Source organism: Clostridium beijerinckii (genome assembly GCA_003129525.1).
Lineage (GTDB): Bacteria > Bacillota > Clostridia > Clostridiales > Clostridiaceae > Clostridium > Clostridium beijerinckii_D.
In genome coordinates this window covers 438,822-465,000 of the sequence record CP029329.1, presented here as the reverse complement: position 1 = coordinate 465,000, position 26,179 = coordinate 438,822, and the positions used below count along the sequence as shown (strand labels likewise).

Sequence of the window (26,179 nt, the reverse complement as noted above, 5' to 3'; positions counted from 1 at the left end):
ACCTGAAACCATATGCCTACAACCGATCAAAGCACCATATGTGTGTGATGATGTGCTTTTTGTAGAACGAGCCAACGAGTTACGGTATGTAGCGAGGTTAAGTACTTAAGGTACGGAGCCGAAGGGAAACCAAGTCTTAATAGGGCGACTAGTTGCATGCTGTAGACCCGAAACCGGGTGACCTATCCATGGCCAGGTTGAAGCGAGGGTAAAACCTCGTGGAGGACCGAACCACGTTGCTGTTGAAAAAGCATGGGATGAGCTGTGGATAGCGGAGAAATTCCAATCGAACTCGGATATAGCTGGTTCTCCTCGAAATAGCTTTAGGGCTAGCGTCGGAAAATGTGAGTAGTGGAGGTAGAGCACTGAATAGGCTAGGGGGCATAGCGCTTACCGAACCTTATCAAACTCCGAATGCCATATACTATCAGTCCGGCAGTCAGACTGTGAAAGATAAGTTCCATGGTCAAAAGGGAAACAGCCCAGATCGTCAGCTAAGGTCCCAAAGTGTAAGTTAAGTGGAAAAGGATGTGGGATTTCTAAGACAACTAGGATGTTGGCTTAGAAGCAGCCACTCATTAAAAGAGTGCGTAATAGCTCACTAGTCAAGAGATCCTGCGCCGAAAATGTCCGGGGCTCAAACTTACCACCGAAGCTACGGGTTCACAATTTATTGTGAGCGGTAGAGGAGCGTCGTAATCGGGCTGAAGTCGTACCGTAAGGAGCGGTGGACTGATTACGAGTGAGAATGTTGGCATTAGTAGCGAGATGTAAGTGAGAATCTTACAGGCCGAATATCTAAGGTTTCCTGAGTAAAGTTTGTCTTCTCAGGGTTAGTCGGGACCTAAGGCGAGGCCGAAAGGCGTAGTCGATGGACAATTGGTTGATATTCCAATACCACTACAATCGTTATTATCGATGGTGTGACGGAGAAGGATAGGATGTGCTAGCTATTGGATGCTAGTCTAAGCGTTTAGGGAGTTAGGATAGGCAAATCCGTTCTAACAATTCTGAGGCGTGATGGGGAAGGTTCTACGGAACCGAAGTATCTGATTCCATGCTTCCAAGAAAAGCATCTAGAAAGAGAAGTAGTGCCCGTACCGCAAACCGACACAGGTAGATGAGGAGAGAATCCTAAGGCCGACGGAAGAATTGCAGTTAAGGAACTAGGCAAATTGACCCCGTAACTTCGGGAGAAGGGGTGCCTGCAGCAATGCAGGCCGCAGAGAATAGGCACAAGCAACTGTTTAACAAAAACACAGGTCTCTGCTAAAGCGTAAGCTGATGTATAGGGGCTGACGCCTGCCCGGTGCTGGAAGGTTAAGGGGAATGCTTAGCGGTAACGCGAAGGTGTGAACTTAAGCCCCAGTAAACGGCGGCCGTAACTATAACGGTCCTAAGGTAGCGAAATTCCTTGTCAGGTAAGTTCTGACCCGCACGAATGGCGTAATGACTTGTGCACTGTCTCAACTGCAAATCCGGCGAAGTTGTAGTGCGAGTGAAGATGCTCGCTACCCGCGATTGGACGGAAAGACCCCGTAGAGCTTTACTGTAGCTTAGCATTGAATTTCGGTATTGTCTGTACAGGATAGGTGGGAGACTGGGAAACCAGAGCGTCAGCTTTGGTGGAGTCGTTGTTGGGATACCACCCTGATAGTATTGAAGTTCTAACTGGATGCCATGAAACTGGTGACAGGACATTGTTAGGTGGGCAGTTTGACTGGGGCGGTCGCCTCCTAAAATGTAACGGAGGCGCCCAAAGGTTCCCTCAGAACGGTCGGAAATCGTTCGAAGAGTGCAAAGGCAGAAGGGAGCCTGACTGCGACACCTACAAGTGGAGCAGGGACGAAAGTCGGGCTTAGTGATCCGGTGGTACCTCGTGGGAGGGCCATCGCTCAACGGATAAAAGCTACCTCGGGGATAACAGGCTGATCTCCCCCAAGAGTTCACATCGACGGGGAGGTTTGGCACCTCGATGTCGGCTCGTCGCATCCTGGGGCTGAAGTAGGTCCCAAGGGTTGGGCTGTTCGCCCATTAAAGCGGCACGCGAGCTGGGTTCAGAACGTCGTGAGACAGTTCGGTCCCTATCCGTCGCGGGCGTAGGAAATTTGAGAGGAGCTGTCCTTAGTACGAGAGGACCGGGATGGACTGACCTATGGTGTACCAGTTGTTTCGCCAGAAGCATAGCTGGGTAGCTAAGTCGGGAATGGATAAACGCTGAAAGCATCTAAGTGTGAAGCCAACCTCAAGATTAGATTTCCCATAGCGTAAGCTAGTAAGACCCCTTGAAGACTACAAGGTTGATAGGTCAGAGGTGTAAGTATGGTAACATATTTAGCTGACTGATACTAATAGGTCGAGGGCTTGACCAATATATAATCAAGTTGTAAAATATACATTAATATCTATATGCAATTTTGAAAGAACATAGTTTTTTCAAATCTCGTGACGATGGCATAGAGGTAACACTCCTTCCCATTCCGAACAGGACAGTTAAGGTCTATAGCGCCGATGGTACTGCACGGGTGACTGTGTGGCAGAGTAGGACGTTGCGAGGTAAGTGTAAAAGAGATGTCATACAAAATGATTGTAGAATTATTTTGTATGACATCTCTTTTTTATTGTTTTTTATAGAACTAATATAGAAAAAATTTTATAAATTGGATATTTATATATCAACAACTAAAAGTCTTCAGAAAATAATAGAAGTCATAAAAAATGGAAAATTAATTAATATTGTGCTAGAATGTAAGATATACAGCAAAAACAGTTACCTATTTGGTATGGTTTGGTGCGGTGTGAACTAGTTTTCTATATTTTGATTTGTACATAGTGTTGTATTAACTGTAATATATAAAGTAAATTGAATGAAATTCAGCAAAAATAAATGGAATGTGTCAAACATGTCAAAAACATTTTTCAATTAAAGGATAAGAAAAAAATGTAATTTCTATGCTAAGTGGGTAAATGTAGAAAAGGTTTACTAAATATAAATTCATGGCTTATTGTTTTGGTAATATACAATATTATATAATGAAGAATTTGAGGGGATATTATGAGAGAAGTTGGAGGAATAATTGCTGCTGCAAACAAATACGTATCTTATCCAATGAAGAAAATGGGTTCAATTTCTTTAATTCAAAGAGTAGTGCTTACATATAAAAAGGCTGGTATATGGCCTATTTTGGTAGTTACGGGTTTTGAAGAACCAGAGATAAAGTCAAATCTTGTGCGAGAGGATGCTATTTTTATTATAAATGATAATTATGAGAATCCTCCGCTTATTGATTCTTACAAGATTGGACTTAAATATCTTGAAGGAAAGTGCAAAAGAGTGATATTAACACCTGTAAATGTACCTATGTTTAGTTATAAGACAGTGAAAAAAATGATTGAAACAAAGGGTGAAATCGTTATTCCATCATATAACATGCATGGTGGCCATCCTGTACTTATTGATAGTTCACATATTCCTAAGATTCTTTCATATGATGGTGAAAATGGATTGAAGGGAGCTATTAATTCTCTTGGTGTTGATATAACTTGGCTTAATGTGCATGATAAAGGAATTATATGCACAGTTCATAATGAAAATGAATTGGAAAGACTTCTAATGTTGCACAATGATAGTTTGTTGCAGTCTGTTTTAACGATAAATATAAGGAAAGAAAAAGTTTTTTTTGATTCTAGATTAAGGCTTCTTCTTGATCTTATAGAGGATGATAATTCAGTTAGTGGTGCTTGTAAAAGAATGGCTTTATCTTTAAGTAAGGCTTGGGATATGATTAACGAACTTGAAGAAAATCTTGGATATGAAATAGTTTTAAGAAGGCGAGGAGGCGCAAGAGGAGGAAGAACAAGACTTAGCGATAAAGGTAGAGAGTTTATGGAGAATTATGATCAGTTCTTTAGTATGGTAAACCAGTATACTTATGAACAATTTGAAAAATACTTTGAAGGCAAAAAGCTCCTATGATATAAAGGCTGTTGCAAAATTAACTACGTTAGTTTTGCAACAGCCTTTTTGTTAGGGACGAATACTCAAAGAGTGTGAAACATAGAACTACACACTATTCTCAAGTGTGCAACAAACAAATTATAGAAAAGGTGAATAAAAGTATCTTAGCAAATACTTTCTGGAAACAACTTGAAAGGAAGGTAATGTTATCATATAATTTGATTAAGAAAATTAGGAAACGTTATCATAAAGGTTTATATGAAAATTATGGAAAAATGGATTCTAGAAAAAAGAAAGAGATTATATAAATGTATAGAAAAACCTTAACGATTATAAGGAGGGCATTATGAATAGTATAGGAGATTCAGTTCTTAAAAGGGACCATAGGGAAAAAATGTCAGGTGATGCTAAATATGTAGCAGATCTTTCTACAGATGAGATTCTTCATGGAAAATTTTTGAGATCAACAGTTGCACATGCAAAAATAAAGAATATTAATATTCCATCGCTTCCAGATGGATACATGATAGTTGATAAGGATGATGTTCCTGGTGAAAATATAGTTGGTATAGGACTAAAGGATATGCCAGTATTTGCTGCAGATACAGTAGAGCATATTGGAGACCATATTTTAATGGTAGTAGGACCAGAAGAACACAAGGTAGAAGAAATCGTTTCAAAAATAGTAGTTGATTACGAAGAGCTTCCAGCAGTAATGGATGCTGCTAAATCCGAGGTTGCTTTCTATGAATATCAATACGAAAAAGGAGATTTAAATACAGCTTTTGAAAATGCAGATAAGATTTATGACGAAGTTTTGAGTACAGGCTATAATGAACAAATGTATCTTGAAACTAATGGTATAATTGCAGACTACCACGACGCTAAGCTGACTGTTAGAGGATCTATGCAGTGCCCATATTATGTTTATGGAGAATTGCACGAGGTAACAGGACTTGAAAAGGATAAGATTCAGGTTATAGCTGATACTACAGGAGGAGGCTTCGGAGGTAAGGAGGATTTTCCATCCATACTGGCATGCCAAGTTGCTGTGGCAAGTATGAAAGCTAAAAAACCAGTAAGAGTTATTTTTGATAGAAGAGAAGATATTACTGTAACTAGTAAGAGACACCCTTTAATTGCAAGATATAAGGCAGCTGTTAAAGATGGAAAGGTTACAGCAATGGATATTGATATAATATACGATGCAGGTGCATATTCAACACTTTCAATGGTAGTATTACAGCGTGGAACAATATGTGCTGGTGGAGTTTATAATATAGAGAATCTTAAAGTTCACAGTAAAGCAAATAAAACCAATACAGTTCCTAAAGGGGCTTACAGAGGATTTGGAGCACCTCAAGTATTCTTTTGCTCAGAACTTTTCATGGAGCATATAGCAAAAGCCGAAGGAAGAAATACTTTAGAATTTAAAAAGGAACACATGGTTAAGCAGGGAGATTCTACATCAACCTTAGGTAAGTTCCATTTCCACGTACCGCTTAATGAGATGATTGAAGAAGTAGATAAACTTTGTGATTACAAGAGAAAAAGAGAACTTTATGACAAGCCACAGACTGGAAGATTTAGAAGAGGAATAGGGTTATCACTGTCACTTCATGGTTGTGGATTCACAGGCTCTGGAGAAAGAGACTTAATAAAGGCAGTATTAAAACTTAAAAAATACAAGGATGGAACAGTGGAAATTCTTGCTGCAAACACTGATATAGGACAAGGAATAAGAACAACTCTCCCAAAGATTGCAGGCAAAGAGCTAGGAATTCCATATAATCAAATAATATACAAAAATCCAGATACTGATAGAGTCCCAGATTCTGGTCCGACGGTTGCATCTAGATCGCTTATGGTAGTTGGCGAACTTGTAAGACGTGCTGCTATTAAACTCAAAGAGGAATGGAAAGATGGAGAAGAGCAAATCGTTGAGGAGAGGTATAAGCACCCAGATTATCTTATCCCATTCTCAATTAATAACTTCCGTGGAGATGCATATCCAACCTATGCGTGGTCGGTACAAGCAGTAGAGCTAGAGATTGATATGCTTACAGGTCAGCACAACGTTCTAGGGGCTTATGGATCTTTTGATGTAGGAACTCCTATTGACTTGAATATACTCTATGGACAGATGGAAGGTGGAATGCTTCAAAGCATAGGCTATTCATCAATGGAATATATGGATCACGACAGTAAGGGACGTGTAAGAAACAACAGCTTCAGTAACTACATCATACCAACAGCTATGGATGTGCCAAACCTTAAGGTTCAAATGCATGTTTCTGAGTTCCCAGAAGGACCTTATGGAGCAAAAGGAGCAGGAGAACTTCCAAATTCAGGGACTGCACCAGCATATATAGCAGCTGTAGAACAGGCTTTAGCAAAGAATATTGATCATATACCATTCACAGTAGAAGATACAATGAAAGCAGTATCCTCAAAATAGGAATCAAGTGAAACTTGATTCAGGTGGGGTTTGATTCCCATATGAATCTTAGTTGAACTTATACCCTCAGGGGGTATCCCGTCTAGGGTCGTGCCGCTGTTATACAACCACTAATGTGATTTGCATAAGTTCGACTAACCAAATACAAGATTTGGACTCTCACTTATCTCCCACAGATAGAAGTGGGAGTGTTACAGCGGCTAGACATCAGATAAATATAGAAATATTAAGTAGAAGATTTCGTTAAAATAAAAGGAGGTATACTCATGGGATATATTGAGTTCAAACTTAATGGGGAAAATGTAGAATATAAGGGAAATGCATCAGATAGACTACTGGATGTATTAAGAGATACTTATAAGCTTACTGGAGTGAAGTGCGGTTGTAAAGAGGGAGAGTGCGGAGCATGCTCTGTTATAATTGATGGAAGGCTTGCTAATTCTTGTATGTTTGCAATGGGAAGAGTTCATGGAAGTGATATTACAACTATAGAAGGATTCAGTAAGACTGAAAAATTCAAGGTCATTGACAAAGCTTATGGAGATGTTTCAGCAGTGCAATGTGGTTTCTGTATACCAGGAATGGTACTTGCAACAGAGTGCATCCTTGAAAAGAATCCACATCCAACAGAGTTTGATATAAGGCGTGGAATATCTGGAAATTTATGTCGTTGCACTGGATACAACTCTATAGTTAAAGCGGTAGGAATTGCAGCGAAAGAAGGTGAGGGACTATGGTAAGATTAGAAAATGGATACGTGCCAGAAACAGTTGAAGAGGCATTAAGAGTAATGAAAGAGGAAAAAGTAATCCCTTATGGTGGCGGAACTGACCTTATGATTGAAGGGGAAGAAGAGGCAAGCTATCTGTTCTTAGCGAAAATACCTGAGTTAAAGAAAATAACGGAAGATGCTGATTATATTAGAATAGGTGCAGAGGCTACCTTCACTGATATAGAAGAATCAGATGTTACACCACAAATTTTAAAGGATTCAATGTCGAATTTGGCAGGTCCAGCTATAAGAAATTTCGGAACAATAGGTGGAAATATTGGAAACGGATCTGCTAAGGCTGACTCAGTTCTTATATTATTCGTAACTGATTCACTTATGGTACTAAAGAGCGCTGATTCCGATAGAACTATTTATGTTAAAGATTTTTATAAAGAGAGAAAACAGCTTGACTTAAGAGAAGGAGAAATTATAGTCGAAGTTTTAATTCCTAAAAAACATCTTGAGAACTACTACTATAAGAAGATAGGAGCTAGAGATGCACTAGCAATCTCCAGAATGGGATTTGCAGGGCTTTTCCATGAGGAAAATGGAGTAATTAATCACGTTGCAACAGCATTTGGAGCAATTGAACCTATCATAGTTAGGCATCCAGAGATAGATGAGATGCTCATAGGAAAGACCATTACTGAAGCAAAAAGCTTAAAAAACATTTATCTTAATACCTACGAGAATGTAATAAATCCAAGTGCAGGAAGAGTTTCAAAAGAATATAGAAAGACTGTATGTATGAACCTTTTGAAAGATTTCCTTAAGGAAAATGGAATCTAATAAAGACTGTCCAGTATAATTAAATAATTTTATAATATATTATTGCAAATTTTACAGAGGAGGTTTATTATGTTAAATAATAATGTGAAAAAAAAGGATGAAGTAAATGAAATGCTACCAGTAAGTCAACTTGCCGTTTTAGGTTTACAACATGTACTAGCAATGTATGCAGGTGCAGTTGCGGTACCATTAATCATTGGTGGTGCTGTAGGTCTAACACCGGAACAATTAGCACTTTTGGTAGCTGCGGATTTATTTACTTGTGGTATTGCAACTTTAATACAGTCAATGGGTATAGGACCACATATTGGTGTTAGGTTACCAGCAATTTTAGGTTGTACATTTGCAGCAGTTGGTCCGTTAATTATTATTGGTAAAAACTTAGGAATGCAAACAGCTTATGGTTCCATAATGGTAGCGGCAATTATTGTTCTACTAGTAGCACCGTTATATGGAAAAATATTGAGGTTTTTTCCAACAGTTGTAACAGGAACAGTAGTTACTATGATAGGTCTTTCTTTAATAAATGTTGGAGTAACTAGCATGGGCGGTGGCTCAGGAGCTAAAGATTTCGGAAGTATACAAAATATTTTACTAGCAACATTTGTAATGATTGTTGTTTTACTATCTAACAAATATTTTAAAGGATTTTTTCAAGCAATTTCAGTTTTAAATGGTATTATTTTAGGAACAATAGTTGCTGCATTTATGGGGAAAGTAGATTTTTCAGTAGTGGCAAATGCAAAATGGATAAGCCTTATTCACCCATTCAATTTTGGTTTACCTAAATTTGATTTTGGTTCAATAGTTATGATGACTTTTGTTATGTTAACAATAATGATTGAATCAACTGGTACATTTCTTGGAATTGGTAAAGTTTGTGATAAGGAAGTTAGTGACAAAGATATTGTACGTGGACTTAGAGCTGAAGCAATTTCAACATTTTTGGGTGGTATCTTTAATTCATTCCCATATACAACATTCAATCAAAATTTAGGACTTTTGGCGCTAAGTAAAGTAAGAAGCCGTTTTGTTGTAGTAGCTTCTGGAATTATTCTTATTGCGCTAGGATTGATTCCTAAATTTGCAGCTTTAGCTACTATTATTCCTCAACCTGTTATAGGTGGAGCTACAACTATAATGTTTGCAATGGTCGCAGTTGCAGGAATTCAAATGCTTCAAACTGTAGATTTTAATAGTAATGCAAATATGATGGTTGTTGCTTGTTCTATTGGCTTAGGGCTTGGAATTACTACTGTACCTACTTTATTTGACCAAACACCAACATTTTTCAAGTCAATTTTTAGTAGTGGCATAGTTACAGCATCTGTAGTTGCTGTAATTCTAAATGCATTTTTGAATCATGATATTAAAGAAGTCGAAAGCGACATAAAGCAAAGTTTAGATTCAGAGGTGGTTTACTCTCCAAATGAAGGTTAGTTGGAGCACAATGCCTACTAATGGAGGACCTCGTATAGGGTAATGTCATCATCTTCTTCCACTGAAATCGTCATCATATACTATCTTATGTATTGTGCTATATAATAAAAAAATTTAAATAATTATAGTGAAGATATTATACAGTTAAAAGTTCTGTATATTTAACAAGCCTGTAGACTCGCATAAAATAAAGGGTCTACAGGCTTAGTTTTAATTATTATTGAATATATTAAGCATAACGTTCACAATGGTTGGTTGCTATGATTTGAATTATTTACAGAGACTTATTTATATGGTAATGTAGATATAGGATGATAAAGGAGATTTGAGTATGAGTGTATATGATGATTTGGATTTTTTTAAAAGGCTTATTAAAGGAATTTCAGAAGAGTTTGGACCAAATTGTGAAGTTGCAATTCATGATTTAAAAGCAGGATATGAACACAGCATTATAGCAATTGAAAATGGACACGTTACAGGACGTAAGGTTGGGGATGTTGCATCGAGAATTGCAATGGAAACAATTCATTCGAATCATCAGCATAAAGACCACTATAGTTATAATACCCGTACAAATGACGGACGTATTTTAAAATCGACTACTATATGCATTCCTGACAAAAACGGTGAAACTAAAGGACTTCTTTGTATTAACTATGACATTACGCAACTAATTGTATCTAATAAGATTATGACAGACTTTGTTTCAATAAACGAAACAAAAAATAATAATCAAGCTGAGGTTGCAATTCCAACTAATGTTAATCAACTCCTTGAAGATTTAATTGAGGAATCATATGAATTAATTGGAAAACCCGTTGCAGTTATGACCAAAGAAGATAAAATGAAAGCTATTAAATATTTAGAGAGCAAAGGTGCACTCTTAATTAAAAAATCAGGAGATAAAATTTCAAAGTTTTATGATATTTCAAAATATTCACTTTATAGCTATTTAAATAGCTATGAGGATTAAGAGTATTACACTAAAGTATTTAAAAGAAACGTTTATAATAATATATTTTAGAAGAGACTGTAGATAGATTTTTGTAAGAGTAAATCTACTACAGTCTCTTTTGCATGATTTCATGGCGGAATTTGGATAATGTATCTATAAAACTTAGTCAATAGTCGTTTAATTTATAGATTATTACTTTGAAAAAATAGTGTATATGTATATTGATGGAGATATTATAATTTTTATGGTAAAATGGGGTATTATAGATATAATTAAATGAGATTATTTAAGATTAAATTATCTTTTTGATTATGTTATTATTCACGAGTAGTCTTAAGTTAATATTGTTACATAGGTATTAGCAAATATCTTGTATAAAAAAACAGTGGTTGTAGAAAATTGAAACAATTATCCAATATATGGGAAGAGGAGCGTTGAAATATGATAAAAATAACTTTAAAAGATATTTCAGATGTAGTAAATAAATATTCTAAGTTATTATCAAGCATATTAAAATTAGACGTTGAAGTTGTAGATAGTAATTTTGAAAGAATTGCAGGTACTGGCATATATAAAGATGGTATAGGAGAAAATATAGAATCAGAAGGATATGTATATAAAGCAGCATTATCATCAGGTAATGCACAAGTTATAGAAAATCCAGGTAGAAATATTTTGTGCAAAAATTGCAAAGATAAAGGTAATTGTAAAGAAGAAATGGAGATATGTGTTCCTATAAAGTATGGAAATAATACGTTTGGAGTAATAGGCTTTGTGTGTTCTACAAAAGATCAAAAGGAGTATTTACTTAATAATTTCGAAACTATTATGAGTTTTTTAGAGCAGGTATCAGATTTTATTTCTATTAAAATTATAGAACAAAATGAAGTACTTACAAATAAGAATGATTTGAAATTTCTAGAACAAATAATAAATTCAGTAGAAGATGGAATAATTGCAATTAATAGTTCTAACAAAATACACCTTATAAATAATAAAGGAATAAAAATCCTAAAGTTAAATCCATCTATAATAGGTGAAACTATAAAAATAGAAGATACTGAAGATTATTTACCAAGTAGAAATACATATAAATTATATATAAAAGATATAGAATACAAAGTCGTTGGTAAGATAATACATAATTATATTAATGTGGAGACTTGTTCGCAAATATTAGTATTTAATGAGATAAAACAAATAAATGAAGATGCTGTTAATTTAACTCATGGAAATAATAAAATAACTTGTGATGCCATAGTTGGTGAATCACTAGTTATTAAGCAAATGAAAGAAAAGATAAAGAGAATAGCATATTCAAAGTCAACAGTTTTAATAACAGGAGAGAGTGGAACAGGGAAGGAATTAGTTGCAAGAGCTATACATGCAGAAGGAAATACAAGAGATAAGCCATTTATAGCGATAAATTGTGGTGCTATACCTGAAAGTTTATTAGAAAGTGAATTGTTTGGATATGTTAAAGGTGCATTTTCTGGAGCAAGTACAAGTGGAAGGATAGGAAAATTTGAACTAGCTAATAAAGGTGTTATATTTTTAGATGAAATTGGGGACATGCCAATATATCTTCAAGTAAAATTACTTAGAGTTCTACAAGAAAGAACTTTAGTAAAAATAGGTTCTAATCAATTAATTAATTTAGATATTAGAGTTATTGCAGCTACTAATAAGGACTTAAAAAAATTAGTTGAAGAAGGAAAATTTAGAGAAGATTTATATTATAGGTTAAATGTAATACCATTTGAAATACCTCCTCTTAAAGACAGAGAAGGGGATATAGAATTAATAATGAATGAGCTTATAAATAAATATAATAAGATATTTAATAAGTATATTCATACAGTAAATGAAGATGTTATTAATAAGCTTAAAGAGTATCCTTGGAGAGGTAATGTAAGAGAACTAGAAAATTTAGTAGAATTTATGGTTAGTATAAGTCATGAAAATGGTATTATAAACATGAATATGTTACCTAAAGCAATAGCTAATTATAGTAAAAATGAGTACGTAAAAATAGATGATCAAATTAATGAAAATAAAGAAATAAAGAAACTTAAAGATATAGAAATGGCATATATAGAGAAGATATTAGATTTATGTGGAAGAGATACTTTAGGTAAAAAAGAAGCTGCAAAAAAGTTAGGAATTGGAATCGCTACATTATATAGAAAACTCGATGAGAAATAAAAAAGAGTATGGATTATCATTTTGATAATTTATACTCTTTTTTCAAGGAAAATATTATCGATTAATAAGCCATACACTCATTTTATCAAAATGATAATTAATTATCATTTTGATAAAATGAGTGTATAATAATAAGATTAACTTATAAGATTAGGTATAGAACTTGAATAAATCTATATGGAAATCAATGAAACTGCAGAAATTTATCTATATAGTATGGATAAAATTTGAAGAAATTGGAATGAAAATTGCTATGAATATATGAGTGTAGCAAAAGTTAATCAAAACTCAGGTAATATAATGGAAAAAATATATTTCCTAAAACAATATAAAGGGAAAACATTTAAAAATATCTTTGGATATAAGACTAGTTTGATTGGGGAAATAAAAACCGTCCATCCAGAATATAGATATATTAGGGGACAAGAGTTTCCGAAATTACTTAAATGGGGGCGCAAACTTGACAATACTAGCACAGAGCCATGAGTATGAGTATGAAAAAAAGGAATGAAAACAAAAAAATGCAAACAGTTTAGAAATAGATAAAATAAAGGTACCTTAGTTGCATCATTAATGAGAAAGGTTGATTTTTTTACAAGTTAAAAATGCAATTTATAACTGGGGTTAAAAGGAGGTCTTGTAATGCAAGATGAGTATATTGTTAAAGGCAATATTATTTTTACTAAAGAGCTAGGTAAATATGAAACATTTGAAAATGGATATATTGTTGTTGAGGGTAAACTTATTAAAGGTGTTTATAAAGAGTTACCTGCAAAATTCAATAAACTAAAGATGCTAAATTACGGACATGCACTTATAATACCAGGATTTGTTGACATTCATTCACATGCACCGCAGTTTCCTAATTTAGGTCTAGGGCTAGATAAAGAACTTATGCCATGGTTAGAGTCATATACTTTCCCAGAAGAAGAAAAATATTCTGATACCGTCTATGCAAAAAAAGTATACTCATCTTTTATAAGAAATTTGTGGAAGTATGGGACTACTAGAGCCTGTGTTTTTGCTACAATTCATAAGAATACAACAAAATTATTAATGGATTTATTTGCAGAAGCCGGATTAGGTGCATATGTAGGAAAAGTTAATATGAATAGAAATGCACCGGAATATTTATTAGAAACTATGGAGGCATCTATTGAAGATACTAAAGAAATATTAGAAGAATATAGTGATAAATATGAACTGGTGAAACCTATTATTACACCAAGATTTGTTCCAACCTGTAGCTTTGAGCTTTTAAAAAGCCTTGGAGAATTAGCAAAAAAATATAATGCCCCAGTGCAATCTCATTTAAGTGAAAACTCGAGTGAAATTAATTTCGTAAAAGAATTACATCCTAAATCTAAAAACTATGCAAGTGTCTATGATGATGCAGGGTTATTTGGAGATCTTCCTACTATAATGGCCCATTGTGTTTTGTTAGAGGAAGATGAAATTGAACTCATGATGAGAAAAAAAGTTTTTGTTGCACATTGTCCAAATTCAAATAGCAATTTATCAAGCGGCATTTCACCTATTCGAAAATTGTTAAAAAAAGGTTTAAACATAGGAATGGCAACCGATGTATCAGGTGGACACAGTTTATCAATGATTAATGCAATTGTAAGCAGTGCCCAAGTATCAAGGCTAAAATGGTTGGAAAGCAATAAGACAGATAAGCCTTTAACAACAGCAGAATTATTTTACTTGGCAACAAAGGGGGGGGTAAATTTTTTGGTAAAGTGGGAAGTTTTGAAGAAGGATATGAGTTTGACGCCCTAATTATTGATGATAGCAGCTTATCAATCTTCAAACCATTATCAATTGAAGAAAGATTACAAAAATTTATTTACACTGGTGATGACAGAAATATTAAAGAAAGATATGTAGCTGGTAAAAAAATAGAAGAACCGAAACAATATTAAAATCAAAACTTTGAGGAGGATATTTTATGAAAACCAATGCAAACAAACAAAAATCTTCATTTTTGGAATCATATTTTCAATTGAAAGAAAATAACTCAAATGTAAAGACAGAAATACTTGCTGGAATCACTACTTTTGTTACAATGGCGTACATTATATTTGTTAATCCCAATATATTAAAATTATCTGGTATGAATTCAGCCAATGCAATAGGTGATGCAGCTGCACAACTTAGTGTAGGTACAGATCCAATAGTATCATCTGTTTTCGTCGCTACTTGTTTAGCAGCAGCTATTGGTACATTAATAATGGGGCTTTATGCCAATCTCCCTTTTGCTCAAGCTCCAGGGATGGGTCTTAATGCATTTTTCACGTATACAGTATGTTTAACATTAGGATTTACATGGAATCAAGCTCTATCATGCGTATTACTATCAGGAATATTATTTATAATCATTACAGTAACTTCCATACGAGAAAAGATAGTTGATGCAATACCTCAAAATCTAAAATACGCAATTTCTGGAGGTATTGGACTATATATAGCGCTTATTGGATTGAAATCTGGTGGCGTAATAGTTGCAAATCAAGCAACACTAGTTGGATTTGGGAATTTTGCAAACCCAGGAACATTACTAACTATAATAGGAATTACAATAACTGCTATCTTGATGGCTAGAGGTATTAAGGGTTCAATTCTTATTGGAATAATTTCAACCACAATAATAGGAATTCCACTCAAAATTACATCTCTTGAAAATTTACATGTTTTCAGTGCACCACCATCAATTGCTCCTACTTTTGCAGCATTTGATTTTGCTGGTCTATTTTCAAAAGGAGGTACTTCAATAGGAGGTGCAATTCTTAGTGTTATTATGGTTGTTATAACTATTTGCTTAGTTGATCTTTTTGATACTATCGGAACACTTGTTGGAACTGCAACAAAAGCAGGAATGCTTGATAAAGATGGTAGGGTTATAAGAATGAGAAAAGCACTTTTATGTGATGCAGTAGCAACAACAGCAGGTTCAGTCTTAGGTACAAGTACGGTTTGCACATATGTTGAATCTACATCTGGTGTTTCTGAAGGAGGAAGAACTGGACTTACTTCAGTAACAGTAGGTATATTATTTATTCTATCAATGTTTTTTTCAGGTATTGTTGGAATAGTTCCTGGACAAGCTACAGCACCAGCACTTGTAATAGTAGGTGTTTTGATGATGTCAGCAATTGTAAAAATAGATTTTGACGATTTTACAGAAGGACTTCCATCATTCTTTTGTATAGCATTAATGCCTTTTACTTATAGTATAGCTAATGGAATTGCAGCTGCTATGATTTTCTATCCAATAGTAAAAATAGCTACAGGTAGGCAAAAGGAAATTAGTCCAATTGTATATGTACTTGCTTTATTGTTTATTCTAAGATATATTTTACTTCCTTTTGAATAGAAGTATAATATCGTAACTTATAGTGGGAAATTAATAAATGGAGAAAATCAAAAATAATATTAATACTGATATGGTAATAATAAAATGAAAATGTAAAGATATAGAAGGTTTGACTAAAAATAAAAGCAGTATGAATTATCAAAATGATAATTCATACTGCTTTTTTATAGAATATGATATCGTTTAACAAGTTATATACTTATTTTTATCAAAATGATAATTGATTATCATTTTGATAAAAATATATTTAATAATAAGAATAACCTACATATATAGGCATAGAATGTGCACAAATCTATATAAAAACCAATAAAACTAAGAAAATTTGCTTATATGACATAGAAAAGATTAGAAAAAGTTGGCATTGCAATTGCTATGAATATAAGTAAGATTATAGCAAACATAAGCTTCCAGTTATTACTTCCTAAAGCATGGTAAAGAATTTGTGGAATGATAGAAGAGACTAATAAGAATAATGATAATTAAATTAATTTTGAGTTATGGATTTTATAGTATAAGGCATAATCAAAAAAATAACAAGTCCATTTGCTAGACTATTTTCCAGCATAAATGAAGCTCGACTCGCTAGGCTTACTGAGTAAGCGATTCACACAAAATCATAGATCTTGGATTTCTGTTCATCTGGAAACTGACCTAATAGGCCCGATATAAGAGCAATTCATCTCATTGCCTGATGAAAAATATTCATCAAAGAAAACTAACTTATATAGGTGATTAAATTTTAAGAGAGAGAGGAATTTCAAATGTTTAAAGTAAATGTAAATGGTAAAGACTATCAATCCGAAACAGATATGGCATTGATGGACTTTCTGCGTGAAAAGCTTAAGATAACATCAGTAAAAAATGGTTGTAAAGAGGGTGCTTGTGGAACTTGCACTGTTATTATTGATGGAAAGACAACTCGTGCTTGTATACAAAAACTTTCTAAATTGGGAGGGAAAAAGATAGAAACCATAGAAGGATTTACAGACAGAGAAAGAGATGTATTAGTATATGCTTTTGCTACTGCAGGAGCTGTACAATGCGGATTTTGTATTCCAGGCATGGTTATATCTGGTAAATGCTTAATTGATCAAAATCCAAATCCTACTAGGGAAGACGTAAAGCAAGCAATTCGTACTAACATTTGTCGTTGTACTGGATATGCCAAGATTGAAGAGGGAATTCTTTTGGCAGCAAAGATGTTAAGAGAAAACTTAGAAATACCTGAATTAAAACAAACAGGAAAGGTTGGGGAACAAACTTGCCGTGTTGATGCCCGTGAAAAAACCCTAGGAATAGCAAAGTATGCAGATGATTATAGTTTTGATGGCATGCTTTATGGAAAGAATGTATTTAGTAAGTATGCTCGTGCAAAAATATTATCTATTGATATAAGCGAGGCTCTTAAAATTCCAGGTGTTATTGCTATATATACTGCAAAGGACATTCCAGGGAAAAGATATATTGGTCATTTAGCTCAAGATTGGCCAGGAATGATTGATGTAGGAGAACAAACAAAATGTTGTGGAGATACTATTGCAATGGTTGTTGCTGAAACAAGAGAACAAGCAGTAGCAGCTGTAAAGGCTGTTGAAGTAGTATATGAAGAATTGGAACCACTTCGTACTGCAGAGGATGCAGCTGCACCAGGTGCACATCAAGTGCATGGTGAAGGTTTCATGCAATTTGGAAAATTCAGAGTTCCAGAAAATAATGTATTTGATCATGAAGAAGTGAAACGAGGAGATGCGGAAACGGCAATTGCAAATTCTAAATTTGTAGTGGAAGGTACTTTTCATGTTCCACCAACCGAGCATGCATTTATGGAACCTGAAACTGCAGTTGGCTTGCCTGATGGAGATGGTGTAAAGGTTATTACGGGATCACAAGGTATTTATGATGAACGCCATGAACTTAGTAATTATTTAGGACTTCCATTAGAAAAAGTAAGAATACAAAGCGCCTCTGTTGGCGGAGGATTCGGTGGTAAAGAAGATATGAGTGTTCAGCATCAAGCGGCACTTTGCGCATATCTTACAAAAAGACCTGTAAAAGTATCTTTTAGTCGCCAAGAAAGTATAAACTACCATCCAAAACGTCATGCAATGGATATTTATTGTAAAATCGGTTGTGATGAAAATGGTATTTTGCAAGGAATGAAAGCAAGACTTACTTCTGATACAGGTGCTTATGCATCACTTGGTGGTCCTGTACTTCAAAGAGCATGTACTCATGCTGGTGGTCCTTATAATTATCAAAATGTGGATATTGAAGGAAATGCTTATTATACAAACAATCCACCTGCTGGTGCATTCCGTGGTTTCGGAGTAACACAATCTTGTGCAGTTGTAGAATGTCTTATCAATCAGTTAGCAGAAAAAGCCGGACTTTCTGGATGGGAATTTCGTTATCGTAATGCTATTAGACCAGGACAATCACTACCAAATGGACAGTTAGCAGACGAAGGAACTGCTATGGTAGAAACTCTCGAAGCTGTAAAAGAAGATTTTGAAAAATATGAGGCAGATCCAAATTATCATGTGGGAATTGCTTCTGCAATGAAGAATGCAGGTGTCGGAGTAGCTGTTCCGGATACAGGACGTTGCAATTTAAAAATAATCGATGGTAAAGTTCATGCCAGATCTTCTGCGGGTGCAATAGGACAAGGAGTGCAAACAGTACTATTGCAAATGGTATGTGAAACTACAGAATTAACGCCAAATCAAATTGTGGTAGAACATCCTGATACTAAATATACGCCTGACTCAGGTACTACAACAGCATCTCGTCAAACTGTATTTGCCGGAGAAGCAGCACATCAAGCATCATTAAAATTAAAATCTGATTTGGACTGTGGATATACATTGGAAGAGTTAGAAGATAAGGAATATATTGGGGAATTTGATTTCAAAACGGATCCAATTGGGTCTCCTAAAAAGAATCCAGTTAGCCATATTGCTTATGGATATGCAACACAACTTGTTATTATTGATAATGAAGGAAAACTAGAAAAGGTCGTTGCAGCTCATGATATTGGTAGAATAATAAATCCTCTTTCGGCTACGGGTCAAGTTGAAGGTGGAGTAGCTATGGGCCTTGGATATGGTCTAACTGAAGATTTTCCACTAAAAGATGGAATTCCTCAAGCAAAACTAGGTACATTAGGTGTTTTCAAAGCATCTCAAATGCCACCTGTTGAAGTACATTTAATTGAAAAAAATGATATTGATAGTATTGCATTTGGTGCTAAGGGCATTGGTGAAATTGTATGTGTTATGGGTGCTCCAGCATGTCAAAATGCATATTATAAGAAGGATGGTATATTTAGATATAAGTATCCTTTAGATAATACTTATTACCGTAAGCAAAAACCTGCTCCTAAGAAAGTGGAATAAGAATTGACTTTGGAATAGAAAATACAAAGAGTGATTGGGAAAGTTAAAGTAAAAAATTATCACGGAGCAACAGAAAATGTATCTTTTATAATCTTATTAATTTAAAAAAATATTATGAAAAATTAATCTGAATATGTTTACAAATTGAATTAAAAGGTGTATTATAATAACATAAAAATAAATTAGGTATAAAAAATTTTTTTTAGGTAAAAAGGTAGTTGAAAAATATACAATATATTAATTAAGTAATATTATTTGAGAAATGGATTGTATAAGCGACTAAATTATTATTATAAAAATGGACAAACATTTATTTTAATTATCAATAAGATATTAAATAAAATATTAATTAAGATGGGGGAAGAGAATATGAATTTTGAACAAATCAAATCAAAATCTGAAAACTATAAAGAGGATATGACAAAATTTCTTCGTGATTTAGTTGCAATACCTGGCGAAAGTGCAGAAGAAGAAGGCGTTGTAAAAAGAATAGAAGAAGAAATGAAAAAAGTTGGATTCGATAAAGTAGAAATAGATCCAATGGGTAATATTCTAGGATACATGGGTACAGGAGAAACTTTAATAGGTTTCGATGCTCATATTGACACAGTTGGTATAGGAAACAGAGATAACTGGAACTTTGATCCATATGAAGGATATGAGACAGAAACTGAAATAGGTGGACGTGGTACTTCTGATCAATTAGGCGGAATTGTTTCATCTGTTTATGGTGCAAAAATAATGAAAGATTTAGGTCTTTTAAATGAAAAATACACAGCATTAGTTGTTGGTTCAGTTCAAGAAGAAGATTGTGATGGACTTTGTTGGGAATATATAATTAAAGAAGGTAAAATCAGACCTGAATTTGTAGTTTCTACAGAGCCAACAGATGGCGGTATCTACAGAGGACAAAGAGGTCGTATGGAAATCCGTGTTGATGTTCAAGGAGTTTCATGTCACGGTTCAGCTCCAGAAAGAGGAGACAACGCAATTTACAAAATGGCTGAAATATTAATGAATATTCGTGACCTTAATGAAAATGACGCAGATGAAAATAAAGAAATCAAAGGCTTAGTAAAAATGTTAGATGAAAAACACAACCCAGAATTTAAAGAGGCTAACTTCTTAGGAAGAGGTACTGTTACAACTTCACAAGTATTCTATACTTCACCAAGTCGTTGTGCAGTTGCTGACTCATGCTCAATTTCATTAGACCGTCGTATGACATCAGGTGAAACTTGGGAAAGCTGTTTAGAAGAAATTCGTCAACTTCCAGCTGTTAAAAAATACAATGCAACAGTAAGTATGTACAACTATGATAGACCAAGCTACACTGGTTTAGTATATCCAATTGAATGCTACTTCCCAACTTGGGTAATTCCAGAAGATCATACTGTAACAAAAGCATTGGAAGAAGCATACAAAGGTCTTTATGGCACAACAAGAATCGGTGTTGCTGAAAATGAAGCAATGAGAAAAGCTCGTCCGCTTACTGACAAATGGACATTCTCAACAAATGGTGTTTCAATAATGGGACGTAACGGAATTCCTGTAATAGGATTTGGACCTGGCGCAGAAGCTCAAGCACATGCTCCAAATGAAAAGACATGGAAAGAGGATTTAGTAACATGTGCAGCAGTTTATGCGGCTGTTCCAACTTTATATACTGAAAATAAATAATAATAAATAAATAAATAAATAAATTAAAATTAAAGGAGATATTAAAATTATGAATATTGTTAATAAATATGTAAATGAATTAAAGAACTTAAAGATTGATGAAATGTATGAAAATGACTTTTTCCTTACTTGGGAAAAGACTACAGATGAATTAAAAGCAGTTTATGCAGTAGCAGATGCTTTAAGAGAATTACGTAAAAACAATAAGTCAACAAGATTGTTTGATAGTGGACTTGGAATTTCATTATTCCGTGATAATTCAACACGTACTCGTTTTTCTTATGCTAGTGCATGTAATCTTTTAGGTCTTGAAGTACAAGATTTAGATGAAGGTAAAAGCCAAGTTGCTCATGGTGAAACTGTAAGAGAAACAGCTAACATGATTTCATTTATGGCTGATGTTATCGGAATTCGTGATGATATGTATATTGGAAAGGGAAACCAATATATGCATACAGTTGCTAATTCAGTAAAGGAAGGATATGAAGATGGAGTTCTTGAACAAAAACCAACATTAGTAAATTTACAATGTGATATTGATCATCCAACTCAAGCTATGGCAGACATGCTACATATCATCCACGAGTTTGGTGGTGTTGAAAATTTAAAGGGTAAAAAAATAGCTATGTCTTGGGCTTATTCACCATCTTACGGTAAACCATTATCTGTACCACAAGGTATTATAGGATTAATGACACGTTTTGGTATGGATGTTTGCTTAGCACACCCAGAAGGCTATGAAGTAATGGAAGAAGTTGAAAATGTAGCTCGTGATAATGCTAAGGAATCTGGTGGAACATTCACTAAAACTAATAATATGGCAGAAGCATTTAAAGATGCAGATATAGTATATCCAAAGAGTTGGGCTCCTTTTGCAGCAATGAAGGAACGTACTGATCTTTATGCAGAAGGCGATTCTGAAGGAATTAAAGAATTAGAGAAAAAGCTTCTTGCTCAAAATGCAGAACATACAGATTGGGAATGTACAGAAGAATTAATGAAAACAACTAAAGATGGAAAGGCACTTTACTTACATTGCTTACCAGCTGATATTAGTGGTTTATCTTGTGAAAAGGGTGAAGTTGAAGCTTCTGTATTTGATCGTTACAGAGTTCCTCTTTATAAAGAAGCAAGCTACAAGCCATATGTTATAGCAGCAATGATTCTTCTTGCAAAAGTAAAGAATCCAGCAGAAGTCTTAGAAAAAATGGCTCAAAGTGATGATACAAGATTTAACGGTTAATATTTAGATAAGGCATATAAAGAAAATAGCAAGTTTATTATGTGATGTATATTTCCAATGAGACAAGGAAGTATGTTTGCCTCATAGTAGACTATGTTAACATAATTACTTGCTATTTTTTTGAATATGACTAAAGAGAATTGGAGGCATGTGTGATGAGCAAGATTGTAATAGCACTAGGTGGAAATGCACTAGGAAAAACATTAGACGAACAGATGGAATCTGTAAAATTTACTGCTAAAAGCATTGTAGATTTAATTGAAAGTGGAAATCAAGTGGTTGTAACTCATGGTAATGGACCACAAGTAGGAATGATAAATTCAGAAATGAATGAAATGCCATTAACAATGTGTGTTGCGATGAGTCAAGCATACATTGGATATGATTTACAAAATGCGATTAGAGAAGAAGTTTTATCACGTAATTTAAAGATTCCTGTAGTAACTCTTATTACTCAAACTCTTGTTGATCCTAATGACAGCGCATTTTTAAATCCTACAAAGCCAATTGGACGTTTTTATAGCAAAGAGGAAGCTGAAAAATTAGAAAAGACTGGATTAGTAATGATAGAAGACTCTGGTAGAGGATATAGACAAGTAGTATCGTCTCCAAAGCCAATTGACATAATTGAAAAAGAAACTATTTTAGAATTAATGTCAGCTGGAGAAATAGTTATCGCAGGTGGCGGTGGCGGAATTCCTGTTATAGAAGTAGAGCATAATCATTTAAAAGGTGTACCGGCAGTAATTGATAAGGACTTTGAAGCAGCGTTGTTAGCTGAAGAAATCGGTGCAGATTATTTAATTATTTTAACAGCAGTGGAAAAAGTTGCTGTTAACTTTGGAAAACCAGATGTTAAATGGTTGGATTCACTTACAATGGAAGAAGCTAATAAGTATATTGAAGAAGGCCAATTTGCACCAGGATCTATGTTACCAAAAGTACAAGCAGCTTTACAATTTGTCTCTTCAGGAGAAGGAAAGACTGCACTTATTACGCTTTTGGGAAAAGTAAATGATGGAATTCTAGGTAAAACAGGTACACACTTTAAAATGTAAATTATATATTGAGCTACGCAATAAGAAATAATTTAAATAATTATAGTGAAGTACTATTAAGTTAAAAGTTTTATCCGATAGCTAGCATCCGTAACACTCCCACTTCTTTAAGTGGGAGATAACGGCTGCACGCTCCTGGATAAGTTCAACTAAGATTCAGATGGGGATCGAACCCCACCTGAATCAAGTTTCACTTGATATATTTAACAAGCCTGTAGATCGTCATGTAAAACGTCTACAGGCTTAGTTTTCAATTATTTTAGTTATATCAATACAATCAGAAATAAGTCATAATAAAGTTAAAGAGGTGATTGTGATGATTATTATAAAAAATGGAACGATTGTAACTGAATCAGAAAGCTATTTTTCAGATATTATGATAGAAAATAATAAAATATCTTGTATTGGAACAAATTTGTTTAATGACAATGCAGAAATTATTGATGCTTCTGGAATGTATGTAATTCCTGGAGCTGTGGATGTGCATACTCATATGGATTTACAATCTGGAAGCAATCGTTCAATAGATGATTTTTATACTGGAACTGTTGCAGCGGTTTGTGGTGGAACTACAAGTATTATTGACCATGTAGCCTTTGGACCTAAAAATTGTGCACTTCGTCACCAAATTGATGAATATCATGAATTGGCTAATGGAAAAGCAGTAATTGATTATGGTTTTCATGGAGTAATACAGCATGTAAATGATGAGGTCTTATCTGAGATGGAGTCTCTGGTTAAAGAAGGAATTTCTAGTTTTAAGATTTATATGACATATGATTTTAAACTGGATGATGCTTCAATTTTAAAAGTATTAAAAAAGGCTAAAGAATTGGGAGTAATTATTGCTGTACATGCTGAAAATAATGATGTTATAAATGATCTTAGAGAAAATTATGTTTCAAATGGTTGCTTAGAGGCAATATACCATGCAAAATCACGACCAGACCACTGTGAAGCAGAGGCAATTAGCAGAGTGCTACATATTGCAGCATTGGCAGGAGATGCTCCAATTTATATTGTCCATACTTCTACTGAAAAAGGATTGGATGAGATAAGAAAAGCAAGAGCACAGGGTCAAAAGAATATTTTTTCTGAAACTTGCACTCAGTACCTAACGATGACAGCAGAAAAATACCTTGAGCCAGATAATAATGGATTAAAATATGTAATGTCTCCGCCTTTACGCCACAAGAATGATGTTGATGCTCTTTGGAAAGGAGTACAAGATGGTGCAATTGATGTAATTGCTACTGATCACTGTTCGTTCAAACTAAAAGGAGATAAGGAAAAAGGAATTAATGATTTTACAAAATGCCCTAATGGGGCTCCTGGAGTTGCTGAACGAGTAATGGTGATTTTCTCTGAAGGTGTTATGAAAAAGAAAATTTCAATTAATCGTTTTGTAGAACTTTTATGTACAAAACCTGCTAGAATTTATGGGCTTTATCCTCAAAAAGGATCTTTAATTCCTGGAGCCGATGCTGATATTACTATTATTAATCCAAATTCTGAATATACTCTTACAAGAAGTATGCTTCATGGAGCAGTAGATTACACATGTTTTGAAGGCATGAAGTTAAAGGGCGATATTAATACTGTAATACAGAATGGTAAAGTAGCTTATAAAAACAATGAGTTTTTTGGAAAAAAAGGTGATGGAAAATTTATTAGAAGAAAAGTAATAGAATAATAGTTAATTGTTATTAAATATACTAAGCATAGCGACCAATAAGGCTTGGTTGCTATGCTTTGAATTATTTACAGAGACTTATTTATATGATAATGTAAATATAGGATGATAAAGGAGATTTGAGCATGAGTGTATATGATGATTTGGATTTTTTTAAAAGGCTTATTAAAGGAATTGCGGAAGAGTTTGGACCAAATTGTGAAGTCGCAATTCATGATTTAAAAGCAGGATATGAACACAGCATTATAGCAATTGAAAATGGTCATGTTACAGGACGTAAGGTTGGGGATGTTGCATCGCGAATTGCAATGGAAACAATTCATTCCAATCTTCAGCATAAAGACCACTATAGTTATAGTACTCGTACAAATGATGGACGTATTTTAAAATCTACGACTATATGCATACCAGATGAAAACGGTGAAGCTAAAGCACTTCTTTGTATTAATTATGATATTACACAGCTAATTGTATCTAATAAGATTATGAAAGACTTTGTTTCCATAAAGGAAACAAAAAACAATGATTATGGTGATGATGATATTGCAATTCCAACTGATGTTAATCAACTTCTCAAAGATTTAATTGAGGAATCATATCAATTAATTGGAAAACCTGTTGCAGTTATGACTAAAGAAGATAAAATGAAAGCAATTAAATATTTAGAGAGCAAAGGTGCACTTTTAATTAAAAGATCGGGAGATAAAATTTCAAAGTTTTATGATATTTCAAAATATTCACTTTACAGCTATTTAAATAGTAGTGAGGATTAAGAGTATTACTTTAAAAAGTAGTATACCTAAATATTGATGGAAGTATTATAAATTTAATAGTGAAATATGTTATTATAGCTATAATTAAATGAGATTATTTAATATGTAATTGCTACATTAATATAAGAAAATAAATCAAAAAGGAAAGAGTATTAATTATCAAAATGATAATTAATACTCTTTTCTATATAAAATATTATCGTTTAACAAGATGCATACTTAATTTATCAAAATGATAATTAATTATCACTTTGATAAATTAAATGTAAGAAAATAAGAGCAATTTACATATATAGGTATAAAACGAGGATAAACCTATATAAAAACTAAGGAAACCAAGAAAACTTGTTCATATGACATAGGAAAATTAGAAAGAGTTGG

At 34.0% G+C, this 26,179-nt stretch carries 15 protein-coding genes, 2 rRNA genes and 1 pseudogene (1 of these 18 running past the window's edge); all 18 read left to right on the top strand.

The features are described 5' to 3' along the window. Positions 1-2,373: ribosomal RNA gene (locus DIC82_01910) — 23S ribosomal RNA — on the top strand (it extends 541 nt beyond the left edge of the window). Between the two features lie 68 nt (positions 2,374-2,441). Then, a 5S ribosomal RNA gene (gene rrf / locus DIC82_01905) occupies positions 2,442-2,558 on the top strand. A gap of 497 nt (positions 2,559-3,055) precedes the next feature. Further along, entirely contained in the window at positions 3,056-3,976 is a 921-nt protein-coding gene (locus tag DIC82_01900) for a LysR family transcriptional regulator (GenBank protein ID AWK49917.1), read from the top strand. 328 nt (positions 3,977-4,304) lie between these two features. Further along, complete coding sequence (locus DIC82_01895; protein AWK49916.1) at positions 4,305-6,416, top strand: aldehyde oxidase; 2,112 nt, start codon at positions 4,305-4,307, stop codon at positions 6,414-6,416. A gap of 266 nt (positions 6,417-6,682) precedes the next feature. Then, the gene (locus DIC82_01890; protein AWK49915.1) at positions 6,683-7,156 is read left to right on the top strand and encodes a ferredoxin; all 474 of its coding nucleotides are present in this window, start codon (positions 6,683-6,685) and stop codon (positions 7,154-7,156) included. Beyond that, positions 7,150-7,977 carry a molybdopterin dehydrogenase gene (locus tag DIC82_01885; GenBank protein ID AWK49914.1) on the top strand — a complete coding sequence of 276 codons (828 nt, stop codon included), beginning with the start codon at positions 7,150-7,152 and terminating at the stop codon, positions 7,975-7,977. Before DIC82_01890 ends, DIC82_01885 begins: the two co-directional genes overlap by 7 nt. A 69-nt stretch (positions 7,978-8,046) precedes the next feature. Then, entirely contained in the window at positions 8,047-9,417 is a 1,371-nt protein-coding gene (locus DIC82_01880) for a xanthine permease (GenBank protein ID AWK49913.1), read from the top strand. 331 nt (positions 9,418-9,748) lie between these two features. After that, positions 9,749-10,390, top strand: coding sequence for a hypothetical protein (locus tag DIC82_01875; protein ID AWK49912.1), 642 nt, complete (start codon positions 9,749-9,751; stop codon positions 10,388-10,390). A gap of 426 nt (positions 10,391-10,816) precedes the next feature. Next, entirely contained in the window at positions 10,817-12,577 is a 1,761-nt protein-coding gene (locus DIC82_01870) for an AAA family ATPase (GenBank protein ID AWK53015.1), read from the top strand. 261 nt (positions 12,578-12,838) lie between these two features. Then, a complete protein-coding gene (locus DIC82_01865; protein ID AWK49911.1) occupies positions 12,839-13,063 on the top strand; it encodes a hypothetical protein in 225 nt (74 codons plus the stop codon). 156 nt (positions 13,064-13,219) lie between these two features. Beyond that, positions 13,220-14,502, top strand: a pseudogene (gene guaD / locus DIC82_01860) (guanine deaminase). A gap of 26 nt (positions 14,503-14,528) precedes the next feature. Next, the gene (locus DIC82_01855) at positions 14,529-15,953 is read left to right on the top strand and encodes an NCS2 family permease (GenBank protein ID AWK49910.1); all 1,425 of its coding nucleotides are present in this window, start codon (positions 14,529-14,531) and stop codon (positions 15,951-15,953) included. Positions 15,954-16,717: 764 nt separating this feature from the next. Continuing rightward, positions 16,718-19,351, top strand: coding sequence for a selenium-dependent xanthine dehydrogenase (xdh, locus tag DIC82_01850; protein ID AWK49909.1), 2,634 nt, complete (start codon positions 16,718-16,720; stop codon positions 19,349-19,351). 369 nt (positions 19,352-19,720) lie between these two features. Then, on the top strand, positions 19,721-21,031 hold the full coding sequence (locus DIC82_01845) for a YgeY family selenium metabolism-linked hydrolase (protein AWK49908.1): 1,311 nt from the start codon (positions 19,721-19,723) through the stop codon (positions 21,029-21,031). Positions 21,032-21,080: 49 nt separating this feature from the next. Next, a complete protein-coding gene (ygeW, locus tag DIC82_01840) occupies positions 21,081-22,274 on the top strand; it encodes a knotted carbamoyltransferase YgeW (GenBank protein AWK49907.1) in 1,194 nt (397 codons plus the stop codon). Between the two features lie 152 nt (positions 22,275-22,426). Further along, positions 22,427-23,332 (top strand): carbamate kinase, encoded by a 906-nt coding sequence (gene arcC / locus DIC82_01835; GenBank protein ID AWK49906.1) that lies wholly within the window; start codon positions 22,427-22,429, stop codon positions 23,330-23,332. A 316-nt stretch (positions 23,333-23,648) separates the two neighbouring features. Then, on the top strand, positions 23,649-25,025 hold the full coding sequence (gene hydA / locus DIC82_01830) for a dihydropyrimidinase (GenBank protein AWK49905.1): 1,377 nt from the start codon (positions 23,649-23,651) through the stop codon (positions 25,023-25,025). Between the two features lie 125 nt (positions 25,026-25,150). Next, positions 25,151-25,798: a hypothetical protein gene (locus tag DIC82_01825; protein ID AWK49904.1), complete on the top strand. Its 648-nt coding sequence runs from the start codon at positions 25,151-25,153 to the stop codon at positions 25,796-25,798. Positions 25,799-26,179: the final 381 nt, after the last annotated feature.

What these genes read in the sequence shown, in the direction of transcription:
- DIC82_01900 (AWK49917.1), top strand. Translation starts at nt 3,056, where the DNA reads ATGAGAGAAGTTGGAGGAATAATTGCTGCTGCAAACAAATACGTATCT.
- DIC82_01895 (AWK49916.1), top strand. Translation starts at nt 4,305, where the DNA reads ATGAATAGTATAGGAGATTCAGTTCTTAAAAGGGACCATAGGGAAAAA.
- DIC82_01890 (AWK49915.1), top strand. Translation starts at nt 6,683, where the DNA reads ATGGGATATATTGAGTTCAAACTTAATGGGGAAAATGTAGAATATAAG.
- DIC82_01885 (AWK49914.1), top strand. Translation starts at nt 7,150, where the DNA reads ATGGTAAGATTAGAAAATGGATACGTGCCAGAAACAGTTGAAGAGGCA.
- DIC82_01880 (AWK49913.1), top strand. Translation starts at nt 8,047, where the DNA reads ATGTTAAATAATAATGTGAAAAAAAAGGATGAAGTAAATGAAATGCTA.
- DIC82_01875 (AWK49912.1), top strand. Translation starts at nt 9,749, where the DNA reads ATGAGTGTATATGATGATTTGGATTTTTTTAAAAGGCTTATTAAAGGA.
- DIC82_01865 (AWK49911.1), top strand. Translation starts at nt 12,839, where the DNA reads ATGAGTGTAGCAAAAGTTAATCAAAACTCAGGTAATATAATGGAAAAA.
- DIC82_01855 (AWK49910.1), top strand. Translation starts at nt 14,529, where the DNA reads ATGAAAACCAATGCAAACAAACAAAAATCTTCATTTTTGGAATCATAT.
- xdh (AWK49909.1), top strand. Translation starts at nt 16,718, where the DNA reads ATGTTTAAAGTAAATGTAAATGGTAAAGACTATCAATCCGAAACAGAT.
- DIC82_01845 (AWK49908.1), top strand. Translation starts at nt 19,721, where the DNA reads ATGAATTTTGAACAAATCAAATCAAAATCTGAAAACTATAAAGAGGAT.
- ygeW (AWK49907.1), top strand. Translation starts at nt 21,081, where the DNA reads ATGAATATTGTTAATAAATATGTAAATGAATTAAAGAACTTAAAGATT.
- hydA (AWK49905.1), top strand. Translation starts at nt 23,649, where the DNA reads ATGATTATTATAAAAAATGGAACGATTGTAACTGAATCAGAAAGCTAT.
- DIC82_01825 (AWK49904.1), top strand. Translation starts at nt 25,151, where the DNA reads ATGAGTGTATATGATGATTTGGATTTTTTTAAAAGGCTTATTAAAGGA.